Source organism: Micromonospora sp. CPCC 205539 (assembly GCF_036906815.1).
In the GTDB taxonomy this organism is placed as follows: Bacteria; Actinomycetota; Actinomycetes; order Mycobacteriales; family Micromonosporaceae; genus Micromonospora.
The window spans coordinates 165018-190082 of sequence record NZ_JBAKHW010000004.1 but is presented as its reverse complement, the minus strand read 5'-3'; the positions used below and the strand labels follow the sequence as shown (position 1 = coordinate 190082).

Annotated in this window: 22 protein-coding genes; 12 read left to right on the top strand and 10 right to left on the bottom strand. The window is 72.3% G+C overall.

Annotation, left to right across the window (positions count from 1 at the left end):
- Positions 1 to 107: 107 nt before the first annotated feature.
- Genes V6V47_RS05220 through pdhA form a run of 3 tightly spaced genes read right to left on the bottom strand, consistent with a single transcriptional unit; the run spans position 108 to position 3741 of the window.
- Positions 108 to 1571, bottom strand: a complete 1464-nt coding sequence (locus V6V47_RS05220) for a dihydrolipoamide acetyltransferase family protein (protein WP_334627071.1) — start codon at positions 1569 to 1571, stop codon at positions 108 to 110.
- A gap of 5 nt (positions 1572 to 1576) precedes the next feature.
- Positions 1577 to 2566: an alpha-ketoacid dehydrogenase subunit beta gene (locus V6V47_RS05215; protein ID WP_334626810.1), complete on the bottom strand. Its 990-nt coding sequence runs from the start codon at positions 2564 to 2566 to the stop codon at positions 1577 to 1579.
- The gene (gene pdhA / locus V6V47_RS05210; RefSeq protein ID WP_334626809.1) at positions 2566 to 3741 is read right to left on the bottom strand and encodes a pyruvate dehydrogenase (acetyl-transferring) E1 component subunit alpha; all 1176 of its coding nucleotides are present in this window, start codon (positions 3739 to 3741) and stop codon (positions 2566 to 2568) included. The genes V6V47_RS05215 and pdhA overlap by 1 nt, the downstream gene beginning before the upstream one ends.
- 523 nt (positions 3742 to 4264) lie before the next feature.
- Between pdhA and V6V47_RS05205 the strand changes: the two genes are divergently transcribed.
- Both V6V47_RS05205 and V6V47_RS05200 read left to right on the top strand, forming a co-directional pair.
- Entirely contained in the window at positions 4265 to 5068 is an 804-nt protein-coding gene (locus V6V47_RS05205) for a hypothetical protein (protein WP_334626808.1), read from the top strand.
- Between the two features lie 56 nt (positions 5069 to 5124).
- Entirely contained in the window at positions 5125 to 5742 is a 618-nt protein-coding gene (locus V6V47_RS05200; protein ID WP_334626807.1) for a phosphatase PAP2 family protein, read from the top strand.
- Positions 5743 to 5790: 48 nt separating this feature from the next.
- On the opposite strand, the gene V6V47_RS05195 is transcribed toward V6V47_RS05200, so the two are convergent.
- The 3 genes from V6V47_RS05195 to V6V47_RS05185 are packed head-to-tail and all read right to left on the bottom strand — an operon-like array spanning position 5791 to position 10570.
- The gene (locus tag V6V47_RS05195) at positions 5791 to 7014 is read right to left on the bottom strand and encodes a hypothetical protein (RefSeq protein WP_334626806.1); all 1224 of its coding nucleotides are present in this window, start codon (positions 7012 to 7014) and stop codon (positions 5791 to 5793) included.
- Positions 7015 to 7070: 56 nt separating this feature from the next.
- A complete protein-coding gene (locus V6V47_RS05190) occupies positions 7071 to 8756 on the bottom strand; it encodes a GTPase (protein WP_334626805.1) in 1686 nt (561 codons plus the stop codon).
- Positions 8753 to 10570 (bottom strand): ABC transporter, encoded by a 1818-nt coding sequence (locus V6V47_RS05185; protein WP_334626804.1) that lies wholly within the window; start codon positions 10568 to 10570, stop codon positions 8753 to 8755. Before V6V47_RS05185 ends, V6V47_RS05190 begins: the two co-directional genes overlap by 4 nt.
- Positions 10571 to 10790: 220 nt before the next feature.
- Between V6V47_RS05185 and dnaK the strand changes: the two genes are divergently transcribed.
- The 5 genes from dnaK (at position 10791) to V6V47_RS05160 (ending at position 15537) form a co-directional block, all read left to right on the top strand.
- On the top strand, positions 10791 to 12659 hold the full coding sequence (gene dnaK / locus V6V47_RS05180; RefSeq protein WP_334626803.1) for a molecular chaperone DnaK: 1869 nt from the start codon (positions 10791 to 10793) through the stop codon (positions 12657 to 12659).
- A 48-nt stretch (positions 12660 to 12707) separates the two neighbouring features.
- The gene (gene grpE / locus V6V47_RS05175; RefSeq protein WP_334626802.1) at positions 12708 to 13466 is read left to right on the top strand and encodes a nucleotide exchange factor GrpE; all 759 of its coding nucleotides are present in this window, start codon (positions 12708 to 12710) and stop codon (positions 13464 to 13466) included.
- Between the two features lie 85 nt (positions 13467 to 13551).
- A complete protein-coding gene (gene dnaJ / locus V6V47_RS05170) occupies positions 13552 to 14733 on the top strand; it encodes a molecular chaperone DnaJ (protein WP_334626801.1) in 1182 nt (393 codons plus the stop codon).
- Between the two features lie 30 nt (positions 14734 to 14763).
- Positions 14764 to 15204 carry a heat shock protein transcriptional repressor HspR gene (locus V6V47_RS05165; protein WP_334627070.1) on the top strand — a complete coding sequence of 147 codons (441 nt, stop codon included), beginning with the start codon at positions 14764 to 14766 and terminating at the stop codon, positions 15202 to 15204.
- Positions 15205 to 15342: 138 nt separating this feature from the next.
- The gene (locus tag V6V47_RS05160) at positions 15343 to 15537 is read left to right on the top strand and encodes a hypothetical protein (RefSeq protein WP_334626800.1); all 195 of its coding nucleotides are present in this window, start codon (positions 15343 to 15345) and stop codon (positions 15535 to 15537) included.
- A 348-nt stretch (positions 15538 to 15885) separates the two neighbouring features.
- Here V6V47_RS05160 and V6V47_RS05155 read toward each other — a convergent pair whose 3' ends face one another.
- From V6V47_RS05155 to V6V47_RS05140, 4 genes are all read right to left on the bottom strand, one after another.
- Positions 15886 to 16317, bottom strand: a complete 432-nt coding sequence (locus tag V6V47_RS05155; protein WP_334626799.1) for a hypothetical protein — start codon at positions 16315 to 16317, stop codon at positions 15886 to 15888.
- Positions 16318 to 16529: 212 nt separating this feature from the next.
- Positions 16530 to 17735 (bottom strand): cation:proton antiporter, encoded by a 1206-nt coding sequence (locus tag V6V47_RS05150; RefSeq protein WP_334626798.1) that lies wholly within the window; start codon positions 17733 to 17735, stop codon positions 16530 to 16532.
- Positions 17736 to 17740: 5 nt separating this feature from the next.
- Entirely contained in the window at positions 17741 to 18241 is a 501-nt protein-coding gene (locus tag V6V47_RS05145) for a cation:proton antiporter regulatory subunit (RefSeq protein ID WP_334626797.1), read from the bottom strand.
- A gap of 108 nt (positions 18242 to 18349) precedes the next feature.
- Positions 18350 to 19486 (bottom strand): epoxide hydrolase family protein, encoded by a 1137-nt coding sequence (locus V6V47_RS05140; RefSeq protein WP_334626796.1) that lies wholly within the window; start codon positions 19484 to 19486, stop codon positions 18350 to 18352.
- 85 nt (positions 19487 to 19571) lie between these two features.
- Between V6V47_RS05140 and V6V47_RS05135 the strand changes: the two genes are divergently transcribed.
- From V6V47_RS05135 to V6V47_RS05115, 5 genes are all read left to right on the top strand, one after another.
- Positions 19572 to 20216, top strand: a complete 645-nt coding sequence (locus V6V47_RS05135) for a TetR/AcrR family transcriptional regulator (protein ID WP_334626795.1) — start codon at positions 19572 to 19574, stop codon at positions 20214 to 20216.
- A gap of 86 nt (positions 20217 to 20302) precedes the next feature.
- Complete coding sequence (clpB, locus tag V6V47_RS05130; RefSeq protein WP_334626794.1) at positions 20303 to 22894, top strand: ATP-dependent chaperone ClpB; 2592 nt, start codon at positions 20303 to 20305, stop codon at positions 22892 to 22894.
- Between the two features lie 113 nt (positions 22895 to 23007).
- Positions 23008 to 23388: a hypothetical protein gene (locus V6V47_RS05125; RefSeq protein WP_334626793.1), complete on the top strand. Its 381-nt coding sequence runs from the start codon at positions 23008 to 23010 to the stop codon at positions 23386 to 23388.
- A 69-nt stretch (positions 23389 to 23457) separates the two neighbouring features.
- Positions 23458 to 24303, top strand: a complete 846-nt coding sequence (locus tag V6V47_RS05120; RefSeq protein WP_334626792.1) for a hypothetical protein — start codon at positions 23458 to 23460, stop codon at positions 24301 to 24303.
- Positions 24304 to 24385: 82 nt separating this feature from the next.
- Positions 24386 to 25000, top strand: a complete 615-nt coding sequence (locus V6V47_RS05115; protein ID WP_334626791.1) for a DUF4178 domain-containing protein — start codon at positions 24386 to 24388, stop codon at positions 24998 to 25000.
- The last annotated feature ends 65 nt before the right edge of the window (positions 25001 to 25065 follow it).

The following is a 25065-nucleotide window of genomic DNA, read 5'->3' as shown; positions in this document are numbered from 1 at the left end:
TCAAAGGTCAACAGGCATCTCCGGCGATGGTTTCGTCGCCCAACGGACACGGCCGGTGTGCCGGGCGTTTACCCGTGGCACACCGGCCGTGGCTGGCGTCAGGACGATCAGGTCCAGGCGAGCAGCGCCGCCTCCGGATCGGCGAGGAAGTCGCCGATGTCGCGGAGGAACTTCGAGCCCAGCTCACCGTCGACGATCCGGTGGTCGAAGCTCAGACCCAACGTGGTGACCTGGCGTGCCTTGACCTTGCCCTTGTGCACCCAGGGCATCTCCCGGACCGCGCCGAAGGCCAGGATCGCCGACTCGCCCGGCGGCAGGATCGGCGTACCGGTGTCCACCCCGAAGACCCCGACGTTCGTGATGGTCAGGGTGCCGCCGGACATGTCCGCCGGCGAGGTGCGCCCCGACTTCGCCGTCTGCACGAGGCCGGTCATCGCGTCCGCCAACTCCCGCAGGGAGAGCCGCCCGGCGTCCTTGATGTTCGGCACGATCAGGCCACGTTCGGTCGCGGCCGCGATGCCGAGGTTGACGTACTCCTTGACCACGATCTCGTCGCCCGCCCAGGTCGAGTTGACCATCGGGTGACGCTCGACCGCCAGCAGCACGGCCTTCGCCACCAGCAGCAGCGGCGAGACCCGGACGTCGCGCCACTCCCGCCGGCCGCGCAGCCGGTCCAGAGCCTTCATCGCCCGGGTCACGTCCACGGTCAGGAACTCCGTCACGTGCGGGGCGCTGAACGCCGAGCGGGACATGTTCTCGGCGGTGAGCTTGCGTACCCCCTTGACCGGGATGCGCTGCTCGCGGTCCGCGCCGAAGCTCGCGGCGCTCGTGGCGCTCGTGGCCACCGACGTCACCGTCGGTGGTTCGGCCACCGCGGCCCCGCTCGCCACCCGCTGCACGTCCTCCCGGGTGATCGAGCCCAGCGGGCCCGACCCGGTCAGCGTGCCCAGGTCGACGCCGAGGTCCTTGGCGAGCTTGCGCACCGGCGGCTTGGCCAGCACCAGTCCGCCGGTCGCCCCGTTGCTGCGACCCGGGCCCTGCGGTGCCGGAATCGTGGGAGTGGCGGCGGGCTTGTCAGCCACCACAACCGCCGCCGGCGCCGGGGCCGCACCCTTGCGGGGGCGGCGCTTCGCGGCCGTCGTACGCGGGCCGTAGCCGACCAGCACCGCCGTCCGTCCACCCGGAGCCGGGCCGCCGATCAGGCCCGGCTCGACCATGCCCTCGGCCGGCGCCACCTGCACGGCGGCCAGCGAGGCAGCCGACGGGGTGGGCAGGTCGCCAGAGGGCGTGGCCGTGGTCGACGGCGCCTCCAGCGGGCCGGCGCCCGGGTCGGTGTCGATCGCGATGATCGGCGCACCGACCTCGACCGTGGTGCCCTCCGGGTGGTGGATCGCCTGCACCTGGCCGGCCCACTTCGCCGGGATCTCCACGGCCGCCTTCGCCGTCTCCACCTCGACGATCGGCTGGTTCAGCTCGATCGTGTCGCCGACCTTCACCAGCCAGGCCAGGATCTCGCCCTCGGTCAGCCCTTCGCCCAGGTCGGGCAGGTTGAACGTCTTGATCCGGGACATGTCGCTCACCAGCCGAAGGTGCGGTCGACGGCGTCGAGCACCCGGTCGAGATCGGGCAGGTACTCCTCCTCCACCCGGGAGGCCGGGTAGGGGGTGTCGTAGCCGGTCACCCGCAGCACCGGGGACTCCAGGGAGTAGAAGCACTCCTCGGTGATCCGCGCGGCCAGTTCGGCGCCGAGGCCGATGTTGGACGGCGCCTCGTGCACCACCACCGCGCGGCCGGTGCGCTTCACCGACTCGTACGCCGCGGACAGGTCCAGCGGCGAGAGCGAGCGCAGGTCGATGACCTCCAGCTCCCGGCCGTCCTCGGCAGCGGCCGTCGCCGCGTCCAGGCAGGTGCGCACCATCGGGCCGTACGCGAGCACGGTGGCGTCGGTGCCGGGCCGGACCACCCGGGCCGAGTGCAGCGGGTACGCGTCGGACAGCGGCGCGTCCAGGTCGACCTGCCCCTTCTCCCAGTAGCGCCGCTTGGGCTCCAGGAAGACGATCGGGTCGTCCGAGGCGATGGCCTGCTGGATCATCACGTACGCGTCCTGCGGGTTGGAGCAGGACACCACCTTCAGGCCGGCGGTGTGCGCGAAGTACGCCTCCGGCGACTCGGAGTGGTGCTCGACCGCGCCGATGCCACCACCGAACGGGATCCGGATCACCATCGGGATGCTGAGCTTGCCGCCCGAGCGGTAGTGCATCTTCGCCACCTGCGACACGATCTGGTCGTACGCGGGGTAGACGAAACCGTCGAACTGGATCTCGCAGATCGGCCGGTAGCCGCGGATGGCCAGACCCACGGCGGTGCCGATGATGCCGGACTCGGCCAGCGGGGTGTCGATCACCCGCTGGTCGCCGAAGTCCTTCTGCAGCCCGTCGGTGATCCGGAAGACGCCGCCGAGCTTGCCGACGTCCTCGCCCATGATGATGACCTTGGGGTCGTTCTCCAGGGCGCGGCGCAGGCCGGTGTTGAGAGCCTTGCCGAGAGTGAGCGTCTCCGTGGCCATCAGTGGGCGCTCCCTTCGAACGACTCCATGTAGCGGCTGAACTTCGCGCGCTGCTCGTCGAGCAGCGGAGACCCGTTCGGGTAGACGTGGTCGAACATCGACACCGGCTCCGGGTTGGGCATGTCGAGCACCCGCTCGCGCAGGTGCACCGACTCGCGGCGGGCCTGCTCGTCGACCTCGGCGAAGAAGGCCGCGTCGGCGATCTGCTGCTTCTCCAGGAAGGCCTTGACCCGGATGATCGGGTCCTTGGCCTTCCACGCCTCGACCTCGCTGGCGATCCGGTAGCGGGTCGGGTCGTCCGAGGTGGTGTGTGCGCCCATCCGGTAGGTGTACGCCTCGATCAGGCTCGGGCCCTGCCCGTGCCGGGCGTTGTCCAGCGCCGTGCGGGTGACCGCGTACGAGGCCAGCACGTCGTTGCCGTCCACCCGTACGCCGGGGAAGCCGAAGCCGGCGGCCCGCTGGTAGAGCGGGACGCGGGTCTGCCGCTCCAGCGGCTCGGAGATCGCGTACTGGTTGTTCTGGCAGAAGAAGACCAGCGGCGCGTTGAACACGCTCGCCCAGACGAACGCCTCGTTCACGTCGCCCTGGCTGGTGGCGCCGTCGCCGAAGTAGGCGATCGCGGCCTCACCGTCGTCGGTGCCGGTCTTGCCGTCCATGGTGATGCCCATGGCGTAGCCGGTCGCGTGCAGGGTCTGCGCGCCGATGACGATCGTGTACATGTTGAACTTGAACTCGTTCGGGTCCCAGCCGCCCTGGTCGACGCCGCGGAACAGGCCGAGCGGCATGATCGGGTCGATGCCCCGGCAGTAGAGGACGCCGTGCTCCCGGTAGGTCGGGAAGGCCATGTCCTGCGTCCGCAGCGCCCGCCCCGAGCCGACCTGCGCGGCTTCCTGGCCGAGCAGGCTGGCCCAGAGGCCAAGCTCGCCCTGGCGCTGGAGTGCGGTCGCCTCGGCGTCCAGCTTGCGGACCAGCACCAGATCGCGGTAGAGCCCGCGGTACTCCTCGTCGGTGAAGTCGACGCGGTACTCGGTGCCGTCCGGCCCGGTGGCGCTCTCGATCCGTTCGCCTTCGGGGGTGAGCAGCTGCACCAGCCCGGGGTCGCCGGCCGCGCCCTTCCTGGAGCGGGGAGCCGCCCGCTTGCTGCGGGTGGTGCCCCCGGGGTCGCCCTTTGCCATCCGTCTCTCCCTGTCGTGTCTGCGTCGGCACCGGGGGGTCACCCGGCCGCGCGCAACTCGTGCGCCTGTCCGGCTGCTGCCGGACCGGTTCCTGGCGGCCGCGCCTAGCCCCGGTGGGGGTTGCCGCGCGGCGTGAGCCGGATTCTGGCCGAACCCGGTTCGGGAGCGCCGGCGCTCAACCGCGCCTGCCGCGAGGGTGCGCGGAGGTCGCGGCTGCGTTGCCGTCGTGCTCCATATTCGCAGAGCAGGTGAGGCGGCCCACAGTACGCCCGCCCCACGTTCCGACCGCCCACCATTTGACGATGTTTGTCGTCATCGTGTCGGCTCGCCATCACCGGGCGTTCGGCGATGGTTCGTCACCGTTCGGTCTTGATCGCGTGTCGACACGCGGTGGAGGTTGGCTGACGGACGGTAACTGGGCGAGGCTGATTACCGCAGGATCGCGCCGATCAGGTGATTTGCCGGCATTCACCCGCCGGCGGCGCTCTGTGGCGCTCAGACGACCGACGACAAGGGGTGTGCGGTGGACGAGCCAGGTGACGGTCCCGGCACACCGGCGCTCGGTCGACACCGGTCCGCAGGCGGCTACCGCCGCGTGGTCGGCGTGCACCGCGCCCCCGGGGTCGGCGGCCCCTCCCGCGGCTACCTGCTCACCGTCGCCCTGTTGGCCGGCACCGCCTCGATGCCCATCCTCGCGGCGATCAGCGCGGGCTCGGCCACGCCGGGCAGCACCGCGCTGCCGGACACCAGCACCCCGTTTCTCCCGACCCCGTCGGTCGGCCCGGTGGTGATCCCGCTGCCGATGACCAGCCAGCCGGCGCTTTCTCCACCCGGTACGCCCGGCGTCGGCCCGACCGCGACGGCCGAGTGGCTGCCCGCCGCTCCCCGACGCGCTTCGGAGCCGCTCGGGCCCGAGCCGACCGCGGTGGACCCGTGGCCGGCCCGCTGGGAGGTGCCCCCGCCACCAGCGCCTCGACCCACCCGGAGCACCCCGCCGGCAGCGCCCTCGCCGCGCCCGTCGCCGGTGCCGTCCCCGACCGGCTCGCCAGACCCGACCCCAACCCCGACCCCGACCCAGACCGATCCGGCGACGCCGACCGCAACCGATTCCGCAACCGCGACCGCCGAGCCGACCGCCACCCGGTCCGTGCCGCCCACCGCACCTCCACCGTCCACCACCCCGGACGCGCCGACCAGCCGGCCCCGCACGCTCGCCCCGACGCCGCCGCCCGCTCCGACTACCCCCGCCGACCCGCCGACGCCCACGACCACCCCCTCGCCGCTGCCCGGACCCGAGCACCCCACGGCGACTCCGGCGGTACGGTGACGATCAGGCACGGCCGACGCGGTGATCGGCGGTAGGCGCGTACCGGAGGGGGTGGCGTGGGCGGCGGTGCGGAACTCCGCCCGGTCACCACCCGGCCCGGCCCGGGGCAGCGAATCGCCCGGCTGGTCACCGAGCTGACGGCGCCGGCCGTACTGGTGTCGCTGCTGATGGTCACGGTGGGTTGGCACAGTTCACGGGGTCGCGGCCTGGCCTGGGGGCTGCTGGCCGCGTTCTTCGTCACCGGCATCCCGTTCGCCTACATCGTCGGTGGGGTGCGCCGCGGTCGGCTCACCGACCACCACGTCGGCCGGCGGGAGCAGCGCCGCGCGCCGCTGCTGGTCGGCCTCGGCTCGGTCGCCGCCGGGTTGGCCCTGCTGGCGGTGCTCGACGCGCCCCGGCCGGTGCTGGCGCTGGCGGTGGCCGGGTTGGTCGGCCTGGTGGTCGCCGTGTCGGTGAGTCACTGGTGGAAGATGTCGATCCACTCGGCGGTGGCCGGCGGCGCGCTCGTCATCCTGGTGCTGACCTTCGGGAGCCTGCTGCTCGTCGCCGCGCCGCTGCTGGCCGTGGTCGGCTGGTCCCGGGTCCGGCTGCGGGATCACACCGTGGCGCAGGTGCTGACCGGCGGCGTGCTCGGGGCACTGATCGCCGGGGTGGTCTTCGGCCTGCTGCGCTGACAGCCTGAGCCCGGCCGGACGGCGAGGTGCCGCCCGGCCGGCACGTCGTCAGGCGCCGTCGTCGGCGAGGCGGTGCCGGTTCGCCTCGATCCAGGCGTCCAGCGCGGCCGGGTCGTCCGGATCCACCCCGTCGGCCATGAGTTGGGCCACCGCGGCCGTGGCCGGGCTGCGCCGCTCACCGGTCGAATAGAGCCGGGCGAACTCCGGCACCATCTCCTCGATTGCCTCGTCGGTCCGCGCCGCGGCCGCCTCGGGCAGCCCGCGCTGGCGCGACGCGTACCGGGCCCAGGCGCGCAGCACCCGGGGCAGCATCGCCGCGTCGTCCATGTCCAGGACGGCACGGCGGTGCACCCAGTCGAGCAGGAAGAGCCCGGAGACCGCCGGGCTCCACCGCATCGGGTCAGCGTCCGGGAACGTCGCCGAGTGGTCCAGCAGCAGGCTCAGGCAGAAGTGCAGTGACGCCAACTCCGCGCCGTCGACGGCGTCCAGCCCGAAGCGGGCGGCCTCCGGCGCGGCCAGGAACCGCCTGACCAGATCGGTGCGTTCGGCGGCGGAGAGCGGCTCGACCTCCGCCGGACCGGTGGGGCCGGCGGCGGTGGGCAGGACCGCCAGCCGGGCGCCGACCAGCGCGCGGTCGGTGGCGAGTGAGCCCTCGCCGGGCAACTCGCCCAGGTCGTCGGTGACGGCGAGGTGGCGGGCGACCTCACCGCGCAACTGGGCCGGGTCCTCGGTGCGGAACCAGGTCAGCTCGTCGTCGGCGCACATCTGCCGGACCTGGTCCAGGATCCGTTCCGCCGGGCCGCCGATGAAGACGTCCTTGGTGATCCCGATGTTGTGGTCGACCAGGGCCACCAGCGCGTGCTCGGGGCCGCCGTCCGCGTCGTCGTAGGCGAAGGTGGCGAGGTAGGAGGTCTGGTCGCCGTAGACGTCGCCGTACGCCCAACTGCCGGTGAGGTGCACCCGGCCGAGCTGACCCGCCCAGGCCGGAGCCTGGCTGCCCGGGCGCACCCGCTCGGTGCCCTCGGCGGTCGGGACGAGCGCGGCGAAGACCTGCCGGATGGTGGTCGCCGCCGCGATCCGACGGCGGGCGGTGGCGACGAGGAACCCGCTGACGAACTGCCGGACGGCGGTGTCGCGGTCGGTCTCCGCGATCGCGTAGACGCTGCCCAGCAGTGCGCTGCCCAGCATCTCGGCGTCCAGCGCGGAGTCCAGCTTGGTCACGTCGCGTGCGGCGTGCAGCACCGCGTCGTAGGGGGTCTGAGGCGTGGCCATGCTCCGACCCTACGCCGCTCGGGGGGCACCGAGAGCGGTAGCGAGCCGTGCGGGCGTCAGCGGCGGGCGGCGTCCCGGAGCGCGTCGCGGGCCTGCGCGTACGAGCCCAGCACGATCCGCACCGGGGCGAGCACGTACTCGTCGCCCACCTGGGCGACCTCGGCCGTCAGCCGCTGGTCGGCGCGGCTCCGGGCCATGCGGGCCGCCCAGCGGACCACCGGTCGGGTCAGCGTTGCGGTCAACAGCCCGGCCAGCAGGCCGCCGAGCAGCAGCAGGGTGGGCAGCGGCACCTGCCCGACCATCGGGTTGTCCAGTGCCGGCAGGCCGAGGGCCCGCAGCGCGTAGCCGAGCACCAGCCAGCCCAGCCCGACCAGAGCGGCCAGGGTGAGCAACCACTGCACGCCGCCCACCAGCCGCCACCAGAGCGGTCGAGCGCCCAGGCCGAGGTCGGTGCCGGCGACCGCGCGGTCCAGCGCGTCCGGCAGGTCGCCGAGGCGGGACCGGGCGGCGGAGGTCACCGCGGCCGGCCAGGCGGCCGGCAGGTCGGCGGCGGCCCGGTCGGCCACCGCGCGGATCGCGAGCCCGAGCGCCGAACGCTGGGCAGCGGTCGGGTCCGGCACCGACGTCGCCGCCACCAGGCTCTCCGCCGGGTCGGCCCGGTCGCTGGTCGGACCGGGCAGGTGCAGCCGACGCAGCGGGTCGGGCCGCAGCCGTCGCCAGCCCCGGACGACCGGCCAACCGGTCACCGCACCGGCCCGGTGCCGGTACGCCTGCTCCACCGCCGCGGTCACCGCCGGCACGCCGGCCACACCGGCCAACGCCCGGTTCAGCACGCCGACGGCCGCGTCGTCCGGCCCGCCCGCCGGCCGGGCCGAACCGACCAGTTCGTCCAGTCCGGCGACCACCGTGTCGACGTCACCGGCGAGCCGGCGCAGCGCCGCCTGCCGCTCGGCGACCGTCCGCTCCAACGCGGTGCGCAGCCCGACCATCCCGGCCGGGTCGATGGCGGTGGTGGCCAGCAGCGGTACGCCGGTCAGCCCGTCCGTGTCGAGCAGCCGGCGCAGGTCGTCGAGGACGCGGGGCAGCTCGGCCGTGGGCAGCCGGTCGGCCTGGTTGAGCACGACCAGGGTGACGTCCCGGTGCCGGTGGAACTCACGCAGGTAGCTCTCGTGGATCACGCGGTCGGCGTACTTCTGCGGGTCGACCACCCAGACCACCTGGTCGACCAGGCCGAGCAGCCGGTCCACTTCCAGCCGGTGGGACCGCTGCACCGAGTCGAAGTCGGGCAGGTCGAGCAGGATCAGCCCGTGCAGGGCGCTCTCGTCGTCCGCGTCGAGCGCGCTCTCCCGGATGAAGCGGTGCCGGGGCAGTACGCCGATCCAGTCGAGCAGCCGGCTGGCGCCCTCCAGCGCCCCCCACACGCACGCGTGCGTGACACCGGTGGTGGGCCGGCGCACCCCGACCGGCGAGAGCTCCAGTCGGGCCAGCGCGTTGAACAGGCTGGACTTGCCGCTGCCGGTGGCGCCGGCCAGGGCGACCACGGTGTGGTCCCGGGACAGCGCGAGTCGGGTGCCGGCCCGCTCGACCAGCGTGTGCGCGGGCACCAGATCGGCGTCCGGCAGCAGGCCGTCCGCAGCGGTCAGGAACCGGCGTACCGCCTCCAACCGGGCGATCAGCGCGTCGGGATCGATCCGCTGGTCACCGCGGAACGCCTCGCGAACCCGACCGGTGATGTTGGTCACCGGACCTCCTCGTCGCCGGTGGCGAGGCCACTGCGGTGCCGGGCCACCTCGACCCGGCCGGCGGCCCACCGCAGCCCCGTGGCGGCGTCCGCGGCGGGCCGGGCGTCAGCGGTGCGGTCCAGGTAGCGGGCGGCCTCCGCGTCGAGCAGCGTCCGCACCCGGTCCAGCAGGTCGACACGGGCCTTGATGGCGAGGGTACGCACCGCCTGGTCACCGAAGATCGCCTGGAGCACCGCCTGGGCGGCGACCGTGGTGCCCGCTCCCGCAGCCACCTCGAGCCCGGTCGGGATGAACGCGGTGGACGCGAACACGGCCACCATCACGGCCAGCCCGGTGGCGTTCACCGCGTACGCGGCGGTGCGGGCCACGAACCGCTTGTCGCCGCCCTCGACCCGGACCAGCTCCAGCACGCCGCGCTGCCAGTCCCGGACCAGCCGTTCGGCGCGGTCGGGCAGGTCGTCGCTCGGGTGGGCGAGCGCAGGCTCGAGCAGCCCGGCACCCGCCGGATGTGCCTTCCACGCCGTGTACGCGCCCTCGGCGGCCTCGGAAGCCACCCCGCGCAGCAGCGTGACCAACTGCGACTCGATGGCGTTGCGCAGCTCGGTGGCCGGTGCCGGCCGGCCCGTGACGGCGGCCACGACCCGGTCCCGCAGTCGCCCGATCCGTGCCTCCAGGGTGCGGAAGAACTCGCCGGTGCCGACGAACTCCTGCCAGCGGGCGAGCACCTCGCCGCGGAGCAGCCGGCCGTCCTGGAGGCCCTGCTCGATGATCCGTTCCGCGCCCCGGTAGGAGGCCCGGACCCGCTCGTCCAGCCCGTCGGCGGCGGCGACCTGCTCGTCCGCGGCGTCGGCCAACTCCTCGATGGCCGGGTGCAACGCGGCGAGCGCGCCGTCCAGGGTCTGCCGGACGACGGCGGCCCGGGCGTCGACGTCGGCGGCGAGCCGGGCGAACCAGTCGGCCAGCGGTGCCGTGACCCGCTCGGGCAGCAGCCCCTGACCGTCGACCCAGGTCTCCGGCAGCACGAACAACGGCGCCCGGCCCAGGTCCTGCTCGGCGAGCATCTCGGCCAGGTGCGCGGCGATCTCGTCACTGGCCTCCGGGGGCACCCGGTCCAGCACCATGGCGATCACCGCGCCCCGGGCCCGGGCGCTGCGCAGCAGCCCCCAGGGCACCGCGTCGGCGTACCGGGCGGCGGTGGTGACGAAGAGCCAGAGGTCGGCGGCGGCCAGCAACTGGCCGGCGAGCGCCCGGTTGGCGTCGACCACCGAGTCGATGTCCGGAGCGTCGAGGAAGGCCAGCCCGGGGGGCAGGGCCGGGGCGGTGACCAGGTGCAGGGCGTGCGGGTCGTCGCTCGGCTCGGTGGTGCGGGTCAAGCCGGGCAGCAGATCGCCCTGGCGGAACCAGGTGGAGTCGGCCGGGTTGCAGACCAGCACCGGCGAGCGGGTGGTCGGCCGGAGCACGCCGGCCGCGCTCACCCGGGCCTTGACCAGGCTGTTGACCAGGGTCGACTTGCCCGCGCCGGTCGAGCCGCCGACCACCACGAGCAGCGGGGCGTCGAGCCGGGCGAGGCGGGGCAGCAGATAGTCGTCGAGCTGGTCGGTGATAGTCGTGGCCGCGTGCCGAGCCTGCTGGGCGGAGGGCAGCGCGAGCGGATACCGGGTCGCACCGATCGCCGCCCGGAGGCCCGCCAGCGCACCCGGAAGGGTGTCGTCCCCGGTGGTGGCGGGCGGCTCCTCCGCGGCGTCCGGCGGGCCGGTGCGGGCTGCGACGGCGGGCGCGCCGGAACGGGTGGCGGGATCGCCGGACGTCGTCACCGCTAAAGCGTGCCCGACCGATGCAAGGGAAGACAACCGGACGGTAATAACGGGTGGGTTGCGTCGGGTTGGCTCAACTCAACTTGACGATTCGCCGGAGCGTGGCACTATTGAGTCCGGTTCACTCAACTTGTGGTGTGGCCCGCTGCGGGCGGCGCCCGCCAGCAGCACGCGGGCGGTGCCCGCCACCTGCTCAACCTTACGAAGCGAGGAAGCGAAGATGGCACGTGCGGTCGGTATCGACCTCGGCACGACGAACTCCTGCGTCAGCGTTCTCGAGGGCGGTGAGCCCACCGTCATCGCCAACGCTGAGGGCTCGCGGACGACCCCGTCGATCGTCGCGTTCGCCCGTAACGGCGAGGTGCTCGTCGGTGAGGTCGCCAAGCGCCAGGCAGTGACCAACCCGGATCGGACCATCCGGTCGGTCAAGCGCGAGGTCGGCACGAACTGGTCCGTCGACATCGACGGCAAGAAGTACACCCCGCAGGAGATCTCGGCCAGGACCCTGATGAAGCTCAAGCGGGACGCCGAGGCGTACCTGGGCGAGCAGATCACCGACGCGGTGATCACCGTTCCGGCCTACTTCAACGACAGCCAGCGCCAGGCCACCAAGGAGGCCGGTGAGATCGCCGGCTTCAACGTGCTGCGGATCGTCAACGAGCCGACCGCCGCCGCCCTGGCGTACGGGCTGGACAAGGGCTCCAAGGAGCAGACCGTCCTGGTCTTCGACCTCGGCGGTGGCACCTTCGACGTGTCGCTGCTCGAGCTCGCCGAGGGCGTCATCGAGGTCAAGTCGACCAGCGGTGACAACCACCTCGGCGGCGACGACTGGGACCAGCGGATCATCGACCACCTGGTGAAGACGTTCCGTGGTGAGCACGGCATCGACCTGGGTCAGGACAAGATGGCCCTGCAGCGGCTCCGTGAGGCCGCCGAGAAGGCCAAGATCGAGCTGTCCGCCGCCACCACCACCAACATCAACCTGCCGTACATCACGGCCGGCTCGGCCGGCCCGCTGCACCTGGACGTGACGCTCAGCCGCGCCGAGTTCCAGCGGATGACGCAGGACCTGCTGGACCGCTGCAAGGGCCCGTTCGAGCAGGCCGTGAAGGACGCCGGGATCAAGATCTCCGACGTCGAGCACGTCATCCTGGTCGGCGGCTCGACCCGGATGCCCGCCGTCACCGATCTGGTCAAGCAGCTCACCGGCCGGGACCCGAACAAGGGCGTCAACCCGGACGAGGTCGTCGCCGTCGGCGCCGCCCTGCAGGCCGGTGTGCTCAAGGGTGAGGTCAAGGACGTCCTGCTGCTCGACGTGACCCCGCTGAGCCTGGGCATCGAGACCAAGGGCGGCATCTTCACCAAGCTGATCGAGCGCAACACCACGATCCCGACCAAGCGCTCCGAGGTCTTCACCACGGCGGACGACAACCAGCCGTCGGTGCTGATCCAGGTCTTCCAGGGTGAGCGGGAGATCGCGGCCTACAACAAGAAGCTCGGCACCTTCGAGCTGACCGGCCTCCCGCCGGCGCCGCGCGGCGTGCCGCAGATCGAGGTCGCCTTCGACATCGACGCCAACGGCATCGTCAACGTGCACGCCAAGGACCTGGGCACCGGCAAGGAACAGAAGATGACGATCACCGGCGGCTCGTCGCTGCCGAAGGACGACATCGAGCGCATGCGCCGGGACGCCGAGGAGCACGCGGAGGAGGACAAGCGTCGCCGCGACGACGCCGAGACCCGCAACGTGGCCGAGGCGCTCCAGTGGCAGACCGAGAAGTTCCTCGCCGAGAGCGGCGACAAGCTGCCCAGCGAGAACCGGGAGAAGCTCAACGAGGCGCTCGGCGAGCTGCGCGGCGCCCTCGGTGGCCAGGACATCGAGAAGATCAAGTCGGCGCACGAGCGGCTGGCGCAGGTCTCCCAGGAGGCCGGTTCGCTGCTCTACTCGCAGCAGGCCGAGCAGGGCCAGGAGCCGGGTGACCAGGCCGGCCCGGGTGCGACCGGATCGACCGGTCCGCAGGCCGGCGCCGCCGGTGGCGCCGACGACGTGGTCGACGCGGAGATCGTGGACGAGGACGGCAAGAAGTGACCGTCGGCCTCCGGCACGTGTCCACGGCGAAGGGGATGAGGTAGCCGCATGACGCAGAAGCCACGAGTCGCCGACCCGGGCGACACCGGGTCGGCGCCGGGTGGCTCCGCGCCCACCGAGCCGGCCACCGGCGACAGGGAGCGGGTCGTCATCCGCAACAAGCGCAAGATCAGTGACACCTCGGAGCCCGAGGGCGTTGCCGCCGACGCCGAGATCGACGTCCCGGCCGAGGGTCTGGTCGAGGACGCCGAGATCGTGGTCGACGAGATCGAGGCCGAGGTCAACTCGACCGACGGGCCGGAGCCGTCCGGTCCGGCGGTGGTCGACGCCCCGGCGCAGCCGGTGGACGGCGGCGGCAACGGCACGTCGCTCGGCGCGGAGCTGCAGGCGCTCCGGGCCGAGCTGGACGAGCGGACCAGGGACCTGCAGCGGGTGTCGGCGGAGTACGCCAACTACCGCAAGCGGGTGGACCGGGACCGCAGCCTGGTGCAGGAGCAGGCGACCGGCTCGGTGCTGGCCGCGCTGCTGCCGATCCTCGACGACCTGGACCGGGCCCGGGAACACGGCGACCTGGTCGGGCCGTTCGGCACGGTGGCGGAACAGCTCACCACCGCGCTGGGCAAGTTCGGCCTGAACCCGTTCGGCGAGCAGGGCGACCCGTTCGACCCGACCCGGCACGAGGCGGTCGCGCACCAGACCTCGGCCGAGGTCAGCGAGCCGACCTGCGTGCAGGTCATGCGGCGCGGCTACCAGCTCGGTGAGCGGCTGCTGCGGCCCGCGCTGGTCGCGGTCGCGGATCCGGAATAGTGCCAGACGGTGACCGGGCCGTCCCGTCCGCCGTGTCGCGGTGGGCGGGACGGCCGGCCCGCGAAGGTCGGAAGGGGGTGGACCGGTGAGTTCGAAGGACTGGCTCGAGAAGGACTTCTACGCCGTGCTCGGCGTGGACAAGGCCGCCTCCGCGGACGACATCAAGAAGGCGTACCGCAAGCTGGCCCGGGAGTCGCACCCGGACCACAACCCGGGCGACCCGAAGGCCGAGGAGCGGTTCAAGGCCGCGTCCGAGGCGTACAACGTGTTGTCGGACACCGGCCGCCGCCGGGAGTACGACGAGATGCGCTCGCTGTTCGGCTCGGGTGCGTTCCGGCGCAACGCCCGGGGCGGGGGTCAGGGCGGCGTGCCCTTCGACGTCTCCGACATGTTCGGCGGTGGCGCCGGGGGCGGTGACCGCCGCTTCGGCGGGGCGGGCTTCCAGGACCTGTTCAGCTCGATCTTCTCCGGCGGATCGGCCGGCGGCCAGGCCGCTCCACGCGGTCCGGCCCGGGGCCGGGACGTGGAGACCGAAGTCGCGTTGGACTTCGGCGACGCGGTACGCGGCGTGACCCTGCCGCTGACGCTGCGCGCTCCGGGTGTCTGCGACACGTGTCACGGCAACGGTGCCAAGCCCGGCACCCAGCCGCGTACCTGCCCGGTCTGCCACGGTGCCGGTGTGACCACCCGCAATCAGGGCTCGTTCAGCTTCTCCGAGCCGTGCCGCGCCTGCCAGGGCGTCGGCACTGTGGTCGAGGAGAAGTGCCCCGAGTGCCACGGCAGTGGCGGGGTCACCAAGACCCGCACGATGAATGTGCGCTTCCCGGCCGGCGTGGCCGACGGTCAGCGGATCCGGCTGGCGGGGCGGGGCGAGCCGGGTGAGCGTGGCGGTCCGACCGGTGACCTGTTCGTGCACGTCAAGGTCCGGCCGGACGAGCTGTTCGGGCGTACCGGCGACGACCTGACGCTGACCGTGCCGGTGACCTTCGCGGAGGCCGTGCTCGGCACGGACCTGCGGGTGCCCACGCTCGACGGCGCGGTGACCCTGCGGGTCCCGCCGGGTACGCCGAGCGGTCGGGTGCTGCGGGCCCGGGGCAAGGGCGTGGTCCGCCGCGACGGGCAGGCCGGTGATCTGCTGGTCACGCTCGACGTGGTGGTGCCGGCCCAGGTCTCCGACGAGGCGCGGGCTGCGCTGGAGTCGTTCGCGGAGCAGAGTTCGCCGGCGGCACGGGAACATCTCGACGCACGGGTACGTCGGTTTAGTTAGTCCGGTGGGATGGACGCGGAGGTGAGCGGGATGTCGGGCGAGTTCCTCGGTTCGGGTGACCCTGCCTACGAGGCCAAGGTGCTGATGATCTCGGTCGCGGCACGCATGGCGGGGATGCATCCACAGACCCTGCGCCAGTACGACCGGCTGGGGCTCGTGCAGCCCGGTCGGGCGACCGGCGGTGGGCGCCGGTACAGCGTCCGCGACGTGGTGCTGCTGCGCGAGGTGCAGCGACTCAGCCAGGATGACGGGATCAACCTGGCCGGAGTCAAGCGGATCATCGGGCTGGAGCGGCTACTGGAACAGGCGCAGCAGCGGGTGGCCCGGCTGGAGGCGGAGCTGGACGCCGCGTACCGCCGGGTGGCCGAACTGGAGTCGTTGGCCCGCTTCCCGGGCCGTGATCTGGTGCCGACCAACCGCACCTCCACGGCGCTGGTGGTCTGGCGGCCCCGCCGGATGCCCGACCGCTGACCCGTCGCTCACCCGGTTCCGATCCTTCGGCCCGGCCCTGCACCGGATTTTCCGGCGCGGGCCGGGCCGCTTCCGTTAGCCTGTCGATACGGGTCCTATTAGCTCAATCCGGACTTACGGCATGGGCGAGGGGGAGCGATGACGGAGCCGGCGAAGAAGGTCGCCCAGCAGACCGAGGAGCGGCTGGAAAACCTGGCGAACACCGTCCGCGCGAAGTTCGAGAAGGTGACCGAGGGAAGCTTCCGGGATCGGATCATCGAAGGGCGGTTCGCCGACCAGGTCGACCACGGCGTCGACCAGGGCCGAGCCGAAGCCCAGCGGAAGCAGGACTGACCGGTAACCGACGTGCGGGCCGGGACCCACGGGGGGTCCCGGCCCGTTCGCATACAACGCCGCCCGCCCCGCCGCCTGTCCCCCCGCCCCCCGCTCCGCCCCCGCCCCGCCTCCGCCCCGCCCCCGCGCCCCCGCCCCGTCGATCTAGGGCATATCGCCGTGCGCCGAGATCCATCGACGAGGATTTCCCCTAGATCGACGGGGAGGGGCGGCGGGCGGCGAGGGCGGGGCGGCGGCGGCGAGGAGGGGCGGCGGCGGCGAGGAGGGGCGGCGGCGGCGAGGAGGGGCGGCGGCGGCGAGGAGGGGCGGCGGCGGCGAGGAGGGGCGGCGACGAGGAGGGGCGGCGGGTCAGCCCAGGCGGCGGTTTTCGCGGACCAGGCCGCCTTCGCACCAGTCCCGGTAGACGAAGAGATCCGGTCGGGCCAGCAGCACCCGGCCGTTGTGCGCCCAGACCTTCATCAGTTCGTCGCCGTCGCGCTCGGCCTGCTCGACCAGCTTGCGGAAGCGGCGCTTCGGGTGTGCGCGGAAGTTGGTCCGGATGCCGTCGGCCGCGTAGATGTAGAGGCAGTGCAGGGCGAAGCGACGGGCCGGACAGGTGGTGTCCATCGCCAACTCGAAGAGCGTCAGCACCAGCCGGTCACCGGAGACCAGTAGGTCCCAGTCGGGTGGCATGGAAGCCAACGGCACAGAATTGGGCTGGTACGCCCAAGCTCGCAACTCCGCCGGAGTCGGATCGACGGGGTTGGCGAAGCCGTGGAACGTCGACTCTTGCACGCTCACCGGCCAACCTTCCGCTTTCGCCCGCGATGGCACTGACCACCTGCGGACCGTGGCTGCTGGGGCGAAACGGTAACCCGCCGCCGGGTGCTGCGGAAGTACCTGCGGGCGGCAATTCGGCAACCCGTTGGCCTGGCCGGGTCGACCGGACGGTTGGGCGCACCCCGACGCCGTCGCTGCCGCGCGGTTCGGGCCACGGCAGCGACGGCAGAAGGTCAGTCGCCGACCGGTATCTGGTCCCGCCGCTGGGCCGCGGCGCGGTTGCGCAGCCACCGCTTGAACCACGGGAAGTCCGGCAACCGGGCCAGCATCGGCCCGGTCACCACGGTGATCAGGACGTACGTCGCGGCCAGCGCAGCCAACCGCGGCTCGACGCTCCCGGCGGCCACCGCGAGCCCGGCGATGACGATGGAGAACTCACCCCGGGGTACGAGTGCGAGGCCGGTCCGCCAACGACCAGGTTCGGCGATGCCGACCCGGCGGGCCGCGAGGTAGCCGGTCAGCGTCTTGGTCGCCATGGTGACCACGGCCAACGCGAGCGCCGGCAACAGCACCGGGGGGATGTCCCGTGGGTCGGTGACCAGGCCGAAGAAGACGAAGAACACCGCGGCGAACAGGTCGCGCAGCGGCGAGAGCAGCTCGGTCGCGTGGTGCGCCACCGGACCGGAGAGCGCGATACCGACCAGGAACGCGCCGACCGCCGCCGACACCTGCAGCTTCGCTGCGACGCCGGCGATCAGCAGGGTCAGACCGAGTACGCCGAGGAGCAGCGCCTCCGGATCCTTTGCGGACAGAGCGGACGAGATCAGGTGGCCGTACCGGATGGCGACCACCAGCACGACCAGCACGGTGCCCACCGCGATGGTGAGCGCGATGCTGCCGCCGAGCAGACCGGCGCCCTGCAGCACGGCGGTGACCAGCGGCAGGTAGAGCGCCATCGCCAGGTCCTCGATGACCAGGACCGAGAGGATCACCGGGGTCTCCCGGTTACCGAGTCGGCCCAGGTCGGCGAGGACCTTGGCGATCACCCCGGAGGAGGAGACCCAGGTGATGCCGCCGAGTACCAGGGCGGCGACCCAGTCCCAGCCGAGCAGGAGGGCGAATGCCGCGCCGGGCAACGCGTTCAGCAGCCCGTCGATCAGGCCGGCCGGGGCCGCCGAGCGGAGATTGCCGACGAGCTCGTTGGCTGAGTACTCCAGGCCGAGCATCACCAGCAGCAGGATGACGCCGATCTCGGCGCCGACCGCGAAGAACTCCTCGCTGGCGGCGAGCGGAAGCAACCCACCATGCCCGAACGCCAGCCCGGCGAACAGGTAGAGGGGGATCGGGGAGAGCCCGACCCGGCGGCTGAGCCGGCCGAGGACACCCAGCAACAGCAGCAGCGCGCCTACTTCGACGAGCAGTGTGGTGGAGTCGTGCATCCGCCTCAGCCGTCCGGGTCACTGTCGGCGAGGATGGCGGACACGCCGTCGAGACCCTTGCGGTTCCCAACCACGACCACCACGTCACCGGCCGCGAAACGGAAGGTGGGAAGCGGCGAGACGATCACCTCGCCGTCACGCAGCACCGCCACGATGGAGGCGCTGGTGCGGGTACGCGCCTTGGTGTCGCCGAGCTTCCGGTTGACGTACCGCGACCCCGCCGTGATGGCGATCTGCTCGGTGAGCAGCCCGGCAGCCTGCTCACGCAGCCCGGAGAGCTGACCGAGCATCAGCGATGCGCCGAGGATGTCGGCCAGCGCCTCCGCCTCGTCGTCCGTCAGGGGGATGTCCGCCTGGCAGGAGTCGGGGTCGTCAGGGTCGTACAGGACGAGATCACGGCGGCCATTGCGGTGGGAGACCACGCCCAAGCGGCGTCCGGACTCCGTCACCAGATCGTGGCGTACCCCGATCCCCGGTAAGGCGGTCTGCTCAACACGTACTCGCACGAACCAAGGCTACCGCTTCGTGAACCAAGGGTAGATCTTGGTCGAACTCGGACGCGTTGGTGCCCACCCCCATCGCGCGGGGGCGGGCACCAACCGCCGGCACCAGGGTCAGCGCAGGCTGGCGAAGAATTCGCGGACATCGCCGACCAGCACGTCGGTGGCTTGGTGGGCGGCGTAGTGGCCGCCGACCTCGCCCCGCCCGTCGACGTCCGTCTCGTACGCCGTCCACCGGACGATGTTCGCGTGGTCGCGATCGGCGAAGCGGCGGATGGACTGGAAGTCGCCGGGGAACATGGCCAGCGCGGTCGGCGCGGTGGTCGGCTCGGTGGGCGCCGGGCCGGCGTGCGCGTCCTCCCAGTAGAAGCGGATCGCCGAGGCGGCCGTGCCGGTGAACCAGTAGAGCGCCACGTTGGCCAGGACGAAGTCGACGTCCAGGCTCTCGTCGAAGAGCTGCGCGTTCCAGGCGAGCAGCCCGACAGGGCTGTCGGTCAGCGCGTACGCCAGGGTCTGCGGCTGCTGGCTGTGCACCTGGTTGAAGGAGAACTTGTTCTCGTAGAACCACTGAAGGTGCTCGAGCGCGGCCTGGTCCGCCTCGGAGAGCCCAGCGAACTCGGCCGGGTCGCCCGAGGGGAACGAGAAGAGCTGGGTGACGTGCACGCCGAGCACGTGCGCCCGGTCGATGCGCCCCAGCTCCGGCGCGACCATCGAGCCGGCGTCGTTGCCGACCGCCCCGTAGCTCTCGTACCCCAGTCGGCTCATCAGCTCGGCCCAGGCGCGGGCCGTGCGGAAGCGGTTCCAGCCGGCGCTGCGGGTCGGCCCGGAGAACCCGAAGCCGGGGAGCGACGGGATGACCACGTGGAAGGCCGGCGCGTCGGGGTCGGTCGGCTCGGTGAGCGGGGCGATCACGTCCAGGTATTCGAGAACCGAGCCGGGCCAGCCGTGGGTGAGCACCAGCGGGGTGGCGTTCGGCCGGGACGACCGGACGTGCAGAAAGTGGATCTGCTCGCCATCGATTTCGGTGACGAACTGGGGGTGGGCGTTCAGTCGGGCCTCGACGGTCCGCCAGTCGAACCCGTTGCGCCACCGGTCGGTGAGGGCGCGAACCCGGTCCGTGCTCATCCCGTACGCGTCGCCGGCACCGGGCAACTCGGCGGCCCAGATCGTGCGGTCCAACCGAGCGGCCAGGTCGTCGAGGGCGGTCTGCGGGATCTCAACGCGGAACGGGCGGATCGCGGTGCCGGTCATCGTGTAACTCCTTCGGAACGGAATGTTTCGTTCTGCAATCAGAGTAGCAGACCGGAACGATCCGTTCCACTGCTAGTGTGAGGTCATGTCGACGACTACCGGGAAGACGATGGGCGGGCGCCGTGCCCAGGCCGCCCGCAACAACGAAGTGATCCTGGAAGCCGCCCGCGCGGTCTTCCTCGACGACCCGAAGGCGCCGATCGCCGCCGTCGCCGAACGCGCCGGCGTCGGCATCAGCGCCCTCTACCGGCGGTACGCGGGAAAGGAGGACCTGCTGCGCCAGCTCTGCCACGACGGGCTGCGCCGGTACGTCGCCGAGGCCGAGTCGGCCCTCGCCGAGCCGGACGACTGGGCCGCGTTCACCGGGTTCCTGGCCCGGGTGGTCGACGCCGACGTGCACTCGCTCACCGTCCACCTGGCCGGCACCTTCACCCCGACCGAGGAGATGGGCCGCGACGCGATGCGCGCCAACGAGCTCGCCATCGCGCTGGTCGAACGTGCCCATGCCAGCGGGCGGCTGCGCCCCGACGCGGTCGTGCAGGATTTGGGGCTGCTGCTGGAGGGTTGCGCCGCGGTGCGCGTACCCGATCCGGAGCGGACCGGGCAGCTGCGCCGCCGCCAGCTCGCGGTGCTGCTGGCTGGCCTGTCGACGGCGCCGGACGCGGACCCGCTGCCCGGCCCACCCCCGGCGGCCGGAGAGCTCGGTTGGCGGTGGCGGCAGCGCGAGTGACCGGCGTCACAGGGCTAAGGTTGAGCGGAATACGCTCAACTCTGGTTTTGTCCAATCCAATGGACATCGCCGATCCGGGGGAGCCCATGAACAGCGAACGCCTCACCACCAAGAGCCGCGAAACCATCACCGGTGCCGTCGCGCGGGCAAACCAGCGTGGCCACGCCACCGTGGAGCCCTGGCACCTGCTGCTGTCACTGCTGGACACCGACGGCTCGACCGCCGCCGGCCTGCTGCGCGCCGTGGGGGCCGACCCCGCCGAGCTGCGCCGGGCCGCCCAACGCGCGGTCGACGCCCTGCCGGCGGCCCGCGGTTCCAGCATCGCCGAGCCCACGCTGGCCCGGGAGTTCGTCAACGCCATCGGCGCCGCCGAGCAGATCGCGCGGCCGCTGGGCGACGAGTACACGTCCACCGAACACCTGCTCGCCGGCCTGGCGCGGGTGGGCGGTGCGGTGTCCGGCGTGCTCAAGTCGGCCGGGGCCACCGAAGAGACGCTGATCGCCGCCTTCCCGACCGTCCGGGGTGGGGACCGGCGGGTCACCACCGCCGACCCCGAGCAGACCTACCAGGCCCTGACCAAGTACGGCATCGACCTGACCGTGAGCGCCCGGGACGGCAAGATCGACCCGGTGATCGGCCGGGATTCGGAGATCCGCCGGGTCATCCAGGTGCTCTCCCGGCGTACCAAGAACAACCCCGTGCTGATCGGCGAGCCCGGCGTCGGCAAGACCGCGATCGTCGAGGGCCTGGCCCAGCGGATCGTGGCCGGTGACGTGCCCGAGTCGCTGCGCGACAAGAAGCTGGTCTCGCTGGACCTCGGCGCGATGGTCGCCGGTGCACAGTACCGGGGCCAGTTCGAGGAACGGCTGAAGTCCGTACTGGAGGAGATCAAGAACTCCGACGGCCAGGTCATCACGTTCCTCGACGAACTGCACACCGTGGTCGGCGCCGGCAAGGGCGAGGGCTCGATGGACGCCGGCAACATGCTCAAGCCGATGCTCGCCCGCGGCGAGCTGCGAATGGTCGGCGCCACGACGTTGGACGAGTACCGCGAGCACATCGAGAAGGACCCGGCGTTGGAGCGCCGCTTCCAGCCGGTGCTGGTCGGCGAGCCGACGATCGAGGACACCATCGGCATCCTGCGCGGGCTCAAGGAGCGCTACGAGGTGCACCACGGCGTCCGGATCACCGACGCCGCGCTGGTCGCCGCCGCCACCCTGTCCGACCGCTACATCACCGACCGGTTCCTGCCGGACAAGGCGATCGACCTCGTCGACGAGTCCGCGTCCCGCCTCCGGATGGAGATCGACTCGCGGCCGGTCGAGGTGGACGAGATCGAGCGGGCCGTCCGCCGGCTGGAAATCGAGGAGATGGCGCTGGCCAAGGAGCCGGACGCCGCCTCCGCCGAGCGCCTGGTCCGGCTGCGCAAGGAGCTGGCCGACAAGCGCGAGCAGCTCACCGCGCTCTCCGAGCGTTGGCACACGGAGAAGAGCCACATCACCAAGCTCTCCACCGCCAAGGAGGAGTTGGAGCGTCTGGGGGGTGAGGCGGAGCGGGCCGAGCGCGACGGGGAGCTGGAGCGCGCCGCCGAGCTGCGCTACGGCCGCATCCCCGCGCTCGAGGTCGAGCTGAAGCAGGCCGCCGAGGAGCTGGCCGGGCTCCAGGCCGACGGCGCGATGCTCAAGGAGGAGGTCGGCGCGGACGACATCGCCGCGGTGGTCGCCTCCTGGACCGGCATTCCGGCCGGTCGGCTGCTCGAGGGCGAGACGGCCAAGCTGCTCCGAATGGAGGAGTCGCTGGGCGGCCGGGTCGTTGGCCAGGCCGAGGCGGTCGGCGCGGTCTCCGACGCGGTACGCCGGGCTCGGGCGGGCGTCGCCGACCCGGACCGCCCGACCGGCAGCTTCCTCTTTCTCGGCCCGACCGGTGTGGGTAAGACCGAGTTGGCCAAGGCGCTCGCCGAGTTCCTCTTCGACGACGAGCGGGCGATGGTCCGCATCGACATGAGCGAGTACGGAGAGAAGCACTCCGTCGCTCGCCTGGTCGGCGCCCCGCCCGGCTACGTCGGCTACGAGGAGGGCGGTCAGCTCACCGAGGCGGTGCGTCGCCGGCCGTACTCGGTGATCCTGCTGGACGAGGTGGAGAAGGCCCACCCGGACGTCTTCGACGTGCTGCTCCAGGTGCTCGACGACGGTCGACTGACCGACGGCCAGGGCCGCACGGTGGACTTCCGCAACGCGATCCTCATCCTCACGTCCAACCTCGGGTCGTCGGTGATCAGCGACCTGACGCTGGCCGAGGAGCAGCGCCGGGAGGAGGTCCTCGCGGTGGTCCGCGCGCACTTCAAGCCGGAGTTCCTCAACCGGCTGGACGACATCGTGGTCTTCGCCGCTCTGCACGGTGACGATCTGCGCTCCATTGCGGACATCCAGCTCGACCGTATGCGGAACCGTCTCGCGGACCGCCGATTGGCGCTGGACGTCACCGAGTCCGCGCGTCAGTGGCTCGCCGAGCATGGCTACGACCCGATCTACGGTGCCCGTCCCCTCCGCCGCCTGGTCCAGACGGCCATCGGCGACCAGTTGGCGAAGGCTCTGCTGTCCGGAACGATCCGCGACGGCGACACGGTGAAGGTCGACCTCGCAACCCAGACGAACACCCTGTCCGTGACCCCCGCCTGACCCTCCGACCGCTCCCGGCACCGGTGGTCAAGAGGTTTGCGTCAAGTCTTCCCATGACGCAAACCTCTTGATCAACAGGGTGGGGCGGGTGCGGACGGGGAAAGGATGGGGGCATGTTCGGCATCGGAAAGAAGTGGGAACGGGAGTTGGGCGCCGCGGTCGACGAACTGGCTGCGGCCGACACGCTCGCCTTTGGCGGGGTGGGCTTCGCCGGCACGCTGCTGCCGGTGACCGAGGCGTACCACCGGGTCGAGGCTGCCCTCGACGAGCACCCCGAGGAGGTCCGCCGGCAGCTCGACCGGCTGCTGGCCGAGGGCTCACCGGCCGGCCGGGCGTACGCGGCCAGTCTGCTGGAGCGCGCCGACCCGGATGCTGCCCGAGCGGCCTGGGCGTCGCTGCGGGACGACCCGACCGAGTTCACCACCTTCGTCGGCTGCGTCATGGGGCGCGAGACCCTCGGCGGCTACGCGACCCAACGACTCGACGCAGCATGATCCATTCGCCGGCCGGGGCTGCCCGATCGGTCCTCCCGGCGATTGCCAGCCCCTCGTACCTTGCGAATCATGAGCGCGCCGGCACGCCCACCCCGCCCCGGCACCGTGACCGTCGCCTTCTGGCTGCAACTCACGATGGTGCTGATCCTGGTCGCCCTGGCCGCTATGGCGGTCGCCGAGGCGGTGCACTTCGACGACGAGATCAGCCGCGCGGCACGGCTCGTGTCGGACGCCGACCCGGCCGAGGTGGCCGGCGAGCGGAAGAGCAACGTCGCGATAACGCTCATCATCGCCGTACCCGCGCTGTTGCTCGCGGGATGGCTGGCGGCCACGGCCGGCCCGGTCCGGCGGGGCCGCAACACCGCGCGGATCATGGTCTTCGTCGCCAGCGGCGCTCAACTGCTGGTCTGTTTCGCCCAGTGCTGCTCCGGTGGGCTCATCGTGCCCACGTTGTTCCAGCCGGAGACCGTGGCGGAGCCCGGTTCGGACGACGTCTGGCAGGAGTCCAGGTTCTACGACACGCTCTACTCGAACGCCGACCCTCTCGACAACCTGTTCGTCCCGGCGGCCGGGGTGACCGTGCTCGCCGTCCTGATCATGACCGCGGCCCTGGTGCTGCTGCTGGCGCTGCCGCCGGCTCACCGCTGGTTCGTGCCACGTGCCGCATCCACGGAGGGGCCACCCGCCCCGGTCGCCCTGGCCTGGTCCCCACCGTCCTACCCGGCGATCCCGGCATATCCGTTCGTGCCGCCGGCACACGGCACGCCCGGCTTCCTTCCGCCGGGGCAGCAGCTGCCACCCGGTCACCTGATCTGCCCGGATCCGGCCGCGCACCTGACGCCGGCCCCGCCCGAAGCGTGGGCCGGGGAGTCGTCCACGGTGGTGCCCGGCGATGCGTCGGAGTCCTCCCGGTAGCTGAGCGTTCGGCCACAACGCGCCCCACCCGGATACCGGGGATTGTTACCGTTCGCGCCGACGTACCTGGGGGGGTGGTCGGGTGGACGCGTCGGTGACGTACCTGGTGGCGGCCGTGTCCGTACTCGCGGTGGCCGTGGCGGCGACCGTCGTGCGGGCCCGGCGGCGGGCGGTGGCCCGACCCGGCGGCGAGCAGCCCGGCGGCCGGCCGGCACGCGGAACGGTGACGGAGACGCCGCGCGGCGACCCGCAGCGTCTGGCCCCGGGCGACCGCGTGCGGATCCGGGAGCGGGAGTACGTCGTCGACGGCACGGTCCGACTCGTCGAGGGGGACTGGAGCTGGGTGCAGCACCTGCTCGGCACCGGCACCGGCATGTGGCTCTCCGTGGAGGGCAACCCCGACCTGGAGTTGGTGCTCTGGACCGCCGAACCCGGCGCGACGGTCACCCCGGGCGCCCCGACCATCGACCTCGGCGGGCGGCGCTACACCTGGTCCGAGTCCGGGCAGGCGCGCTACACCGCCGCCGGAGTGACCGGGCTGCCACCGGCCGGCACGATGCGCTACCACGACTACCAGTCCGGTGGCGCCGCACGGCTCGCTTTCGAGGCGTACGGCGAAGAGGGTTGGCGGGTCGCCCGCGGTGACCTGCTCGACCCGGCTGAGCTGGCGATCCAACCTCCGACCGGGGAGCGCTGAGCCGGAAACGGCGGGCCACCCGGCCTGCCACGGCATGCCAGAGTGGCCGGTTGTCGATACGGTGT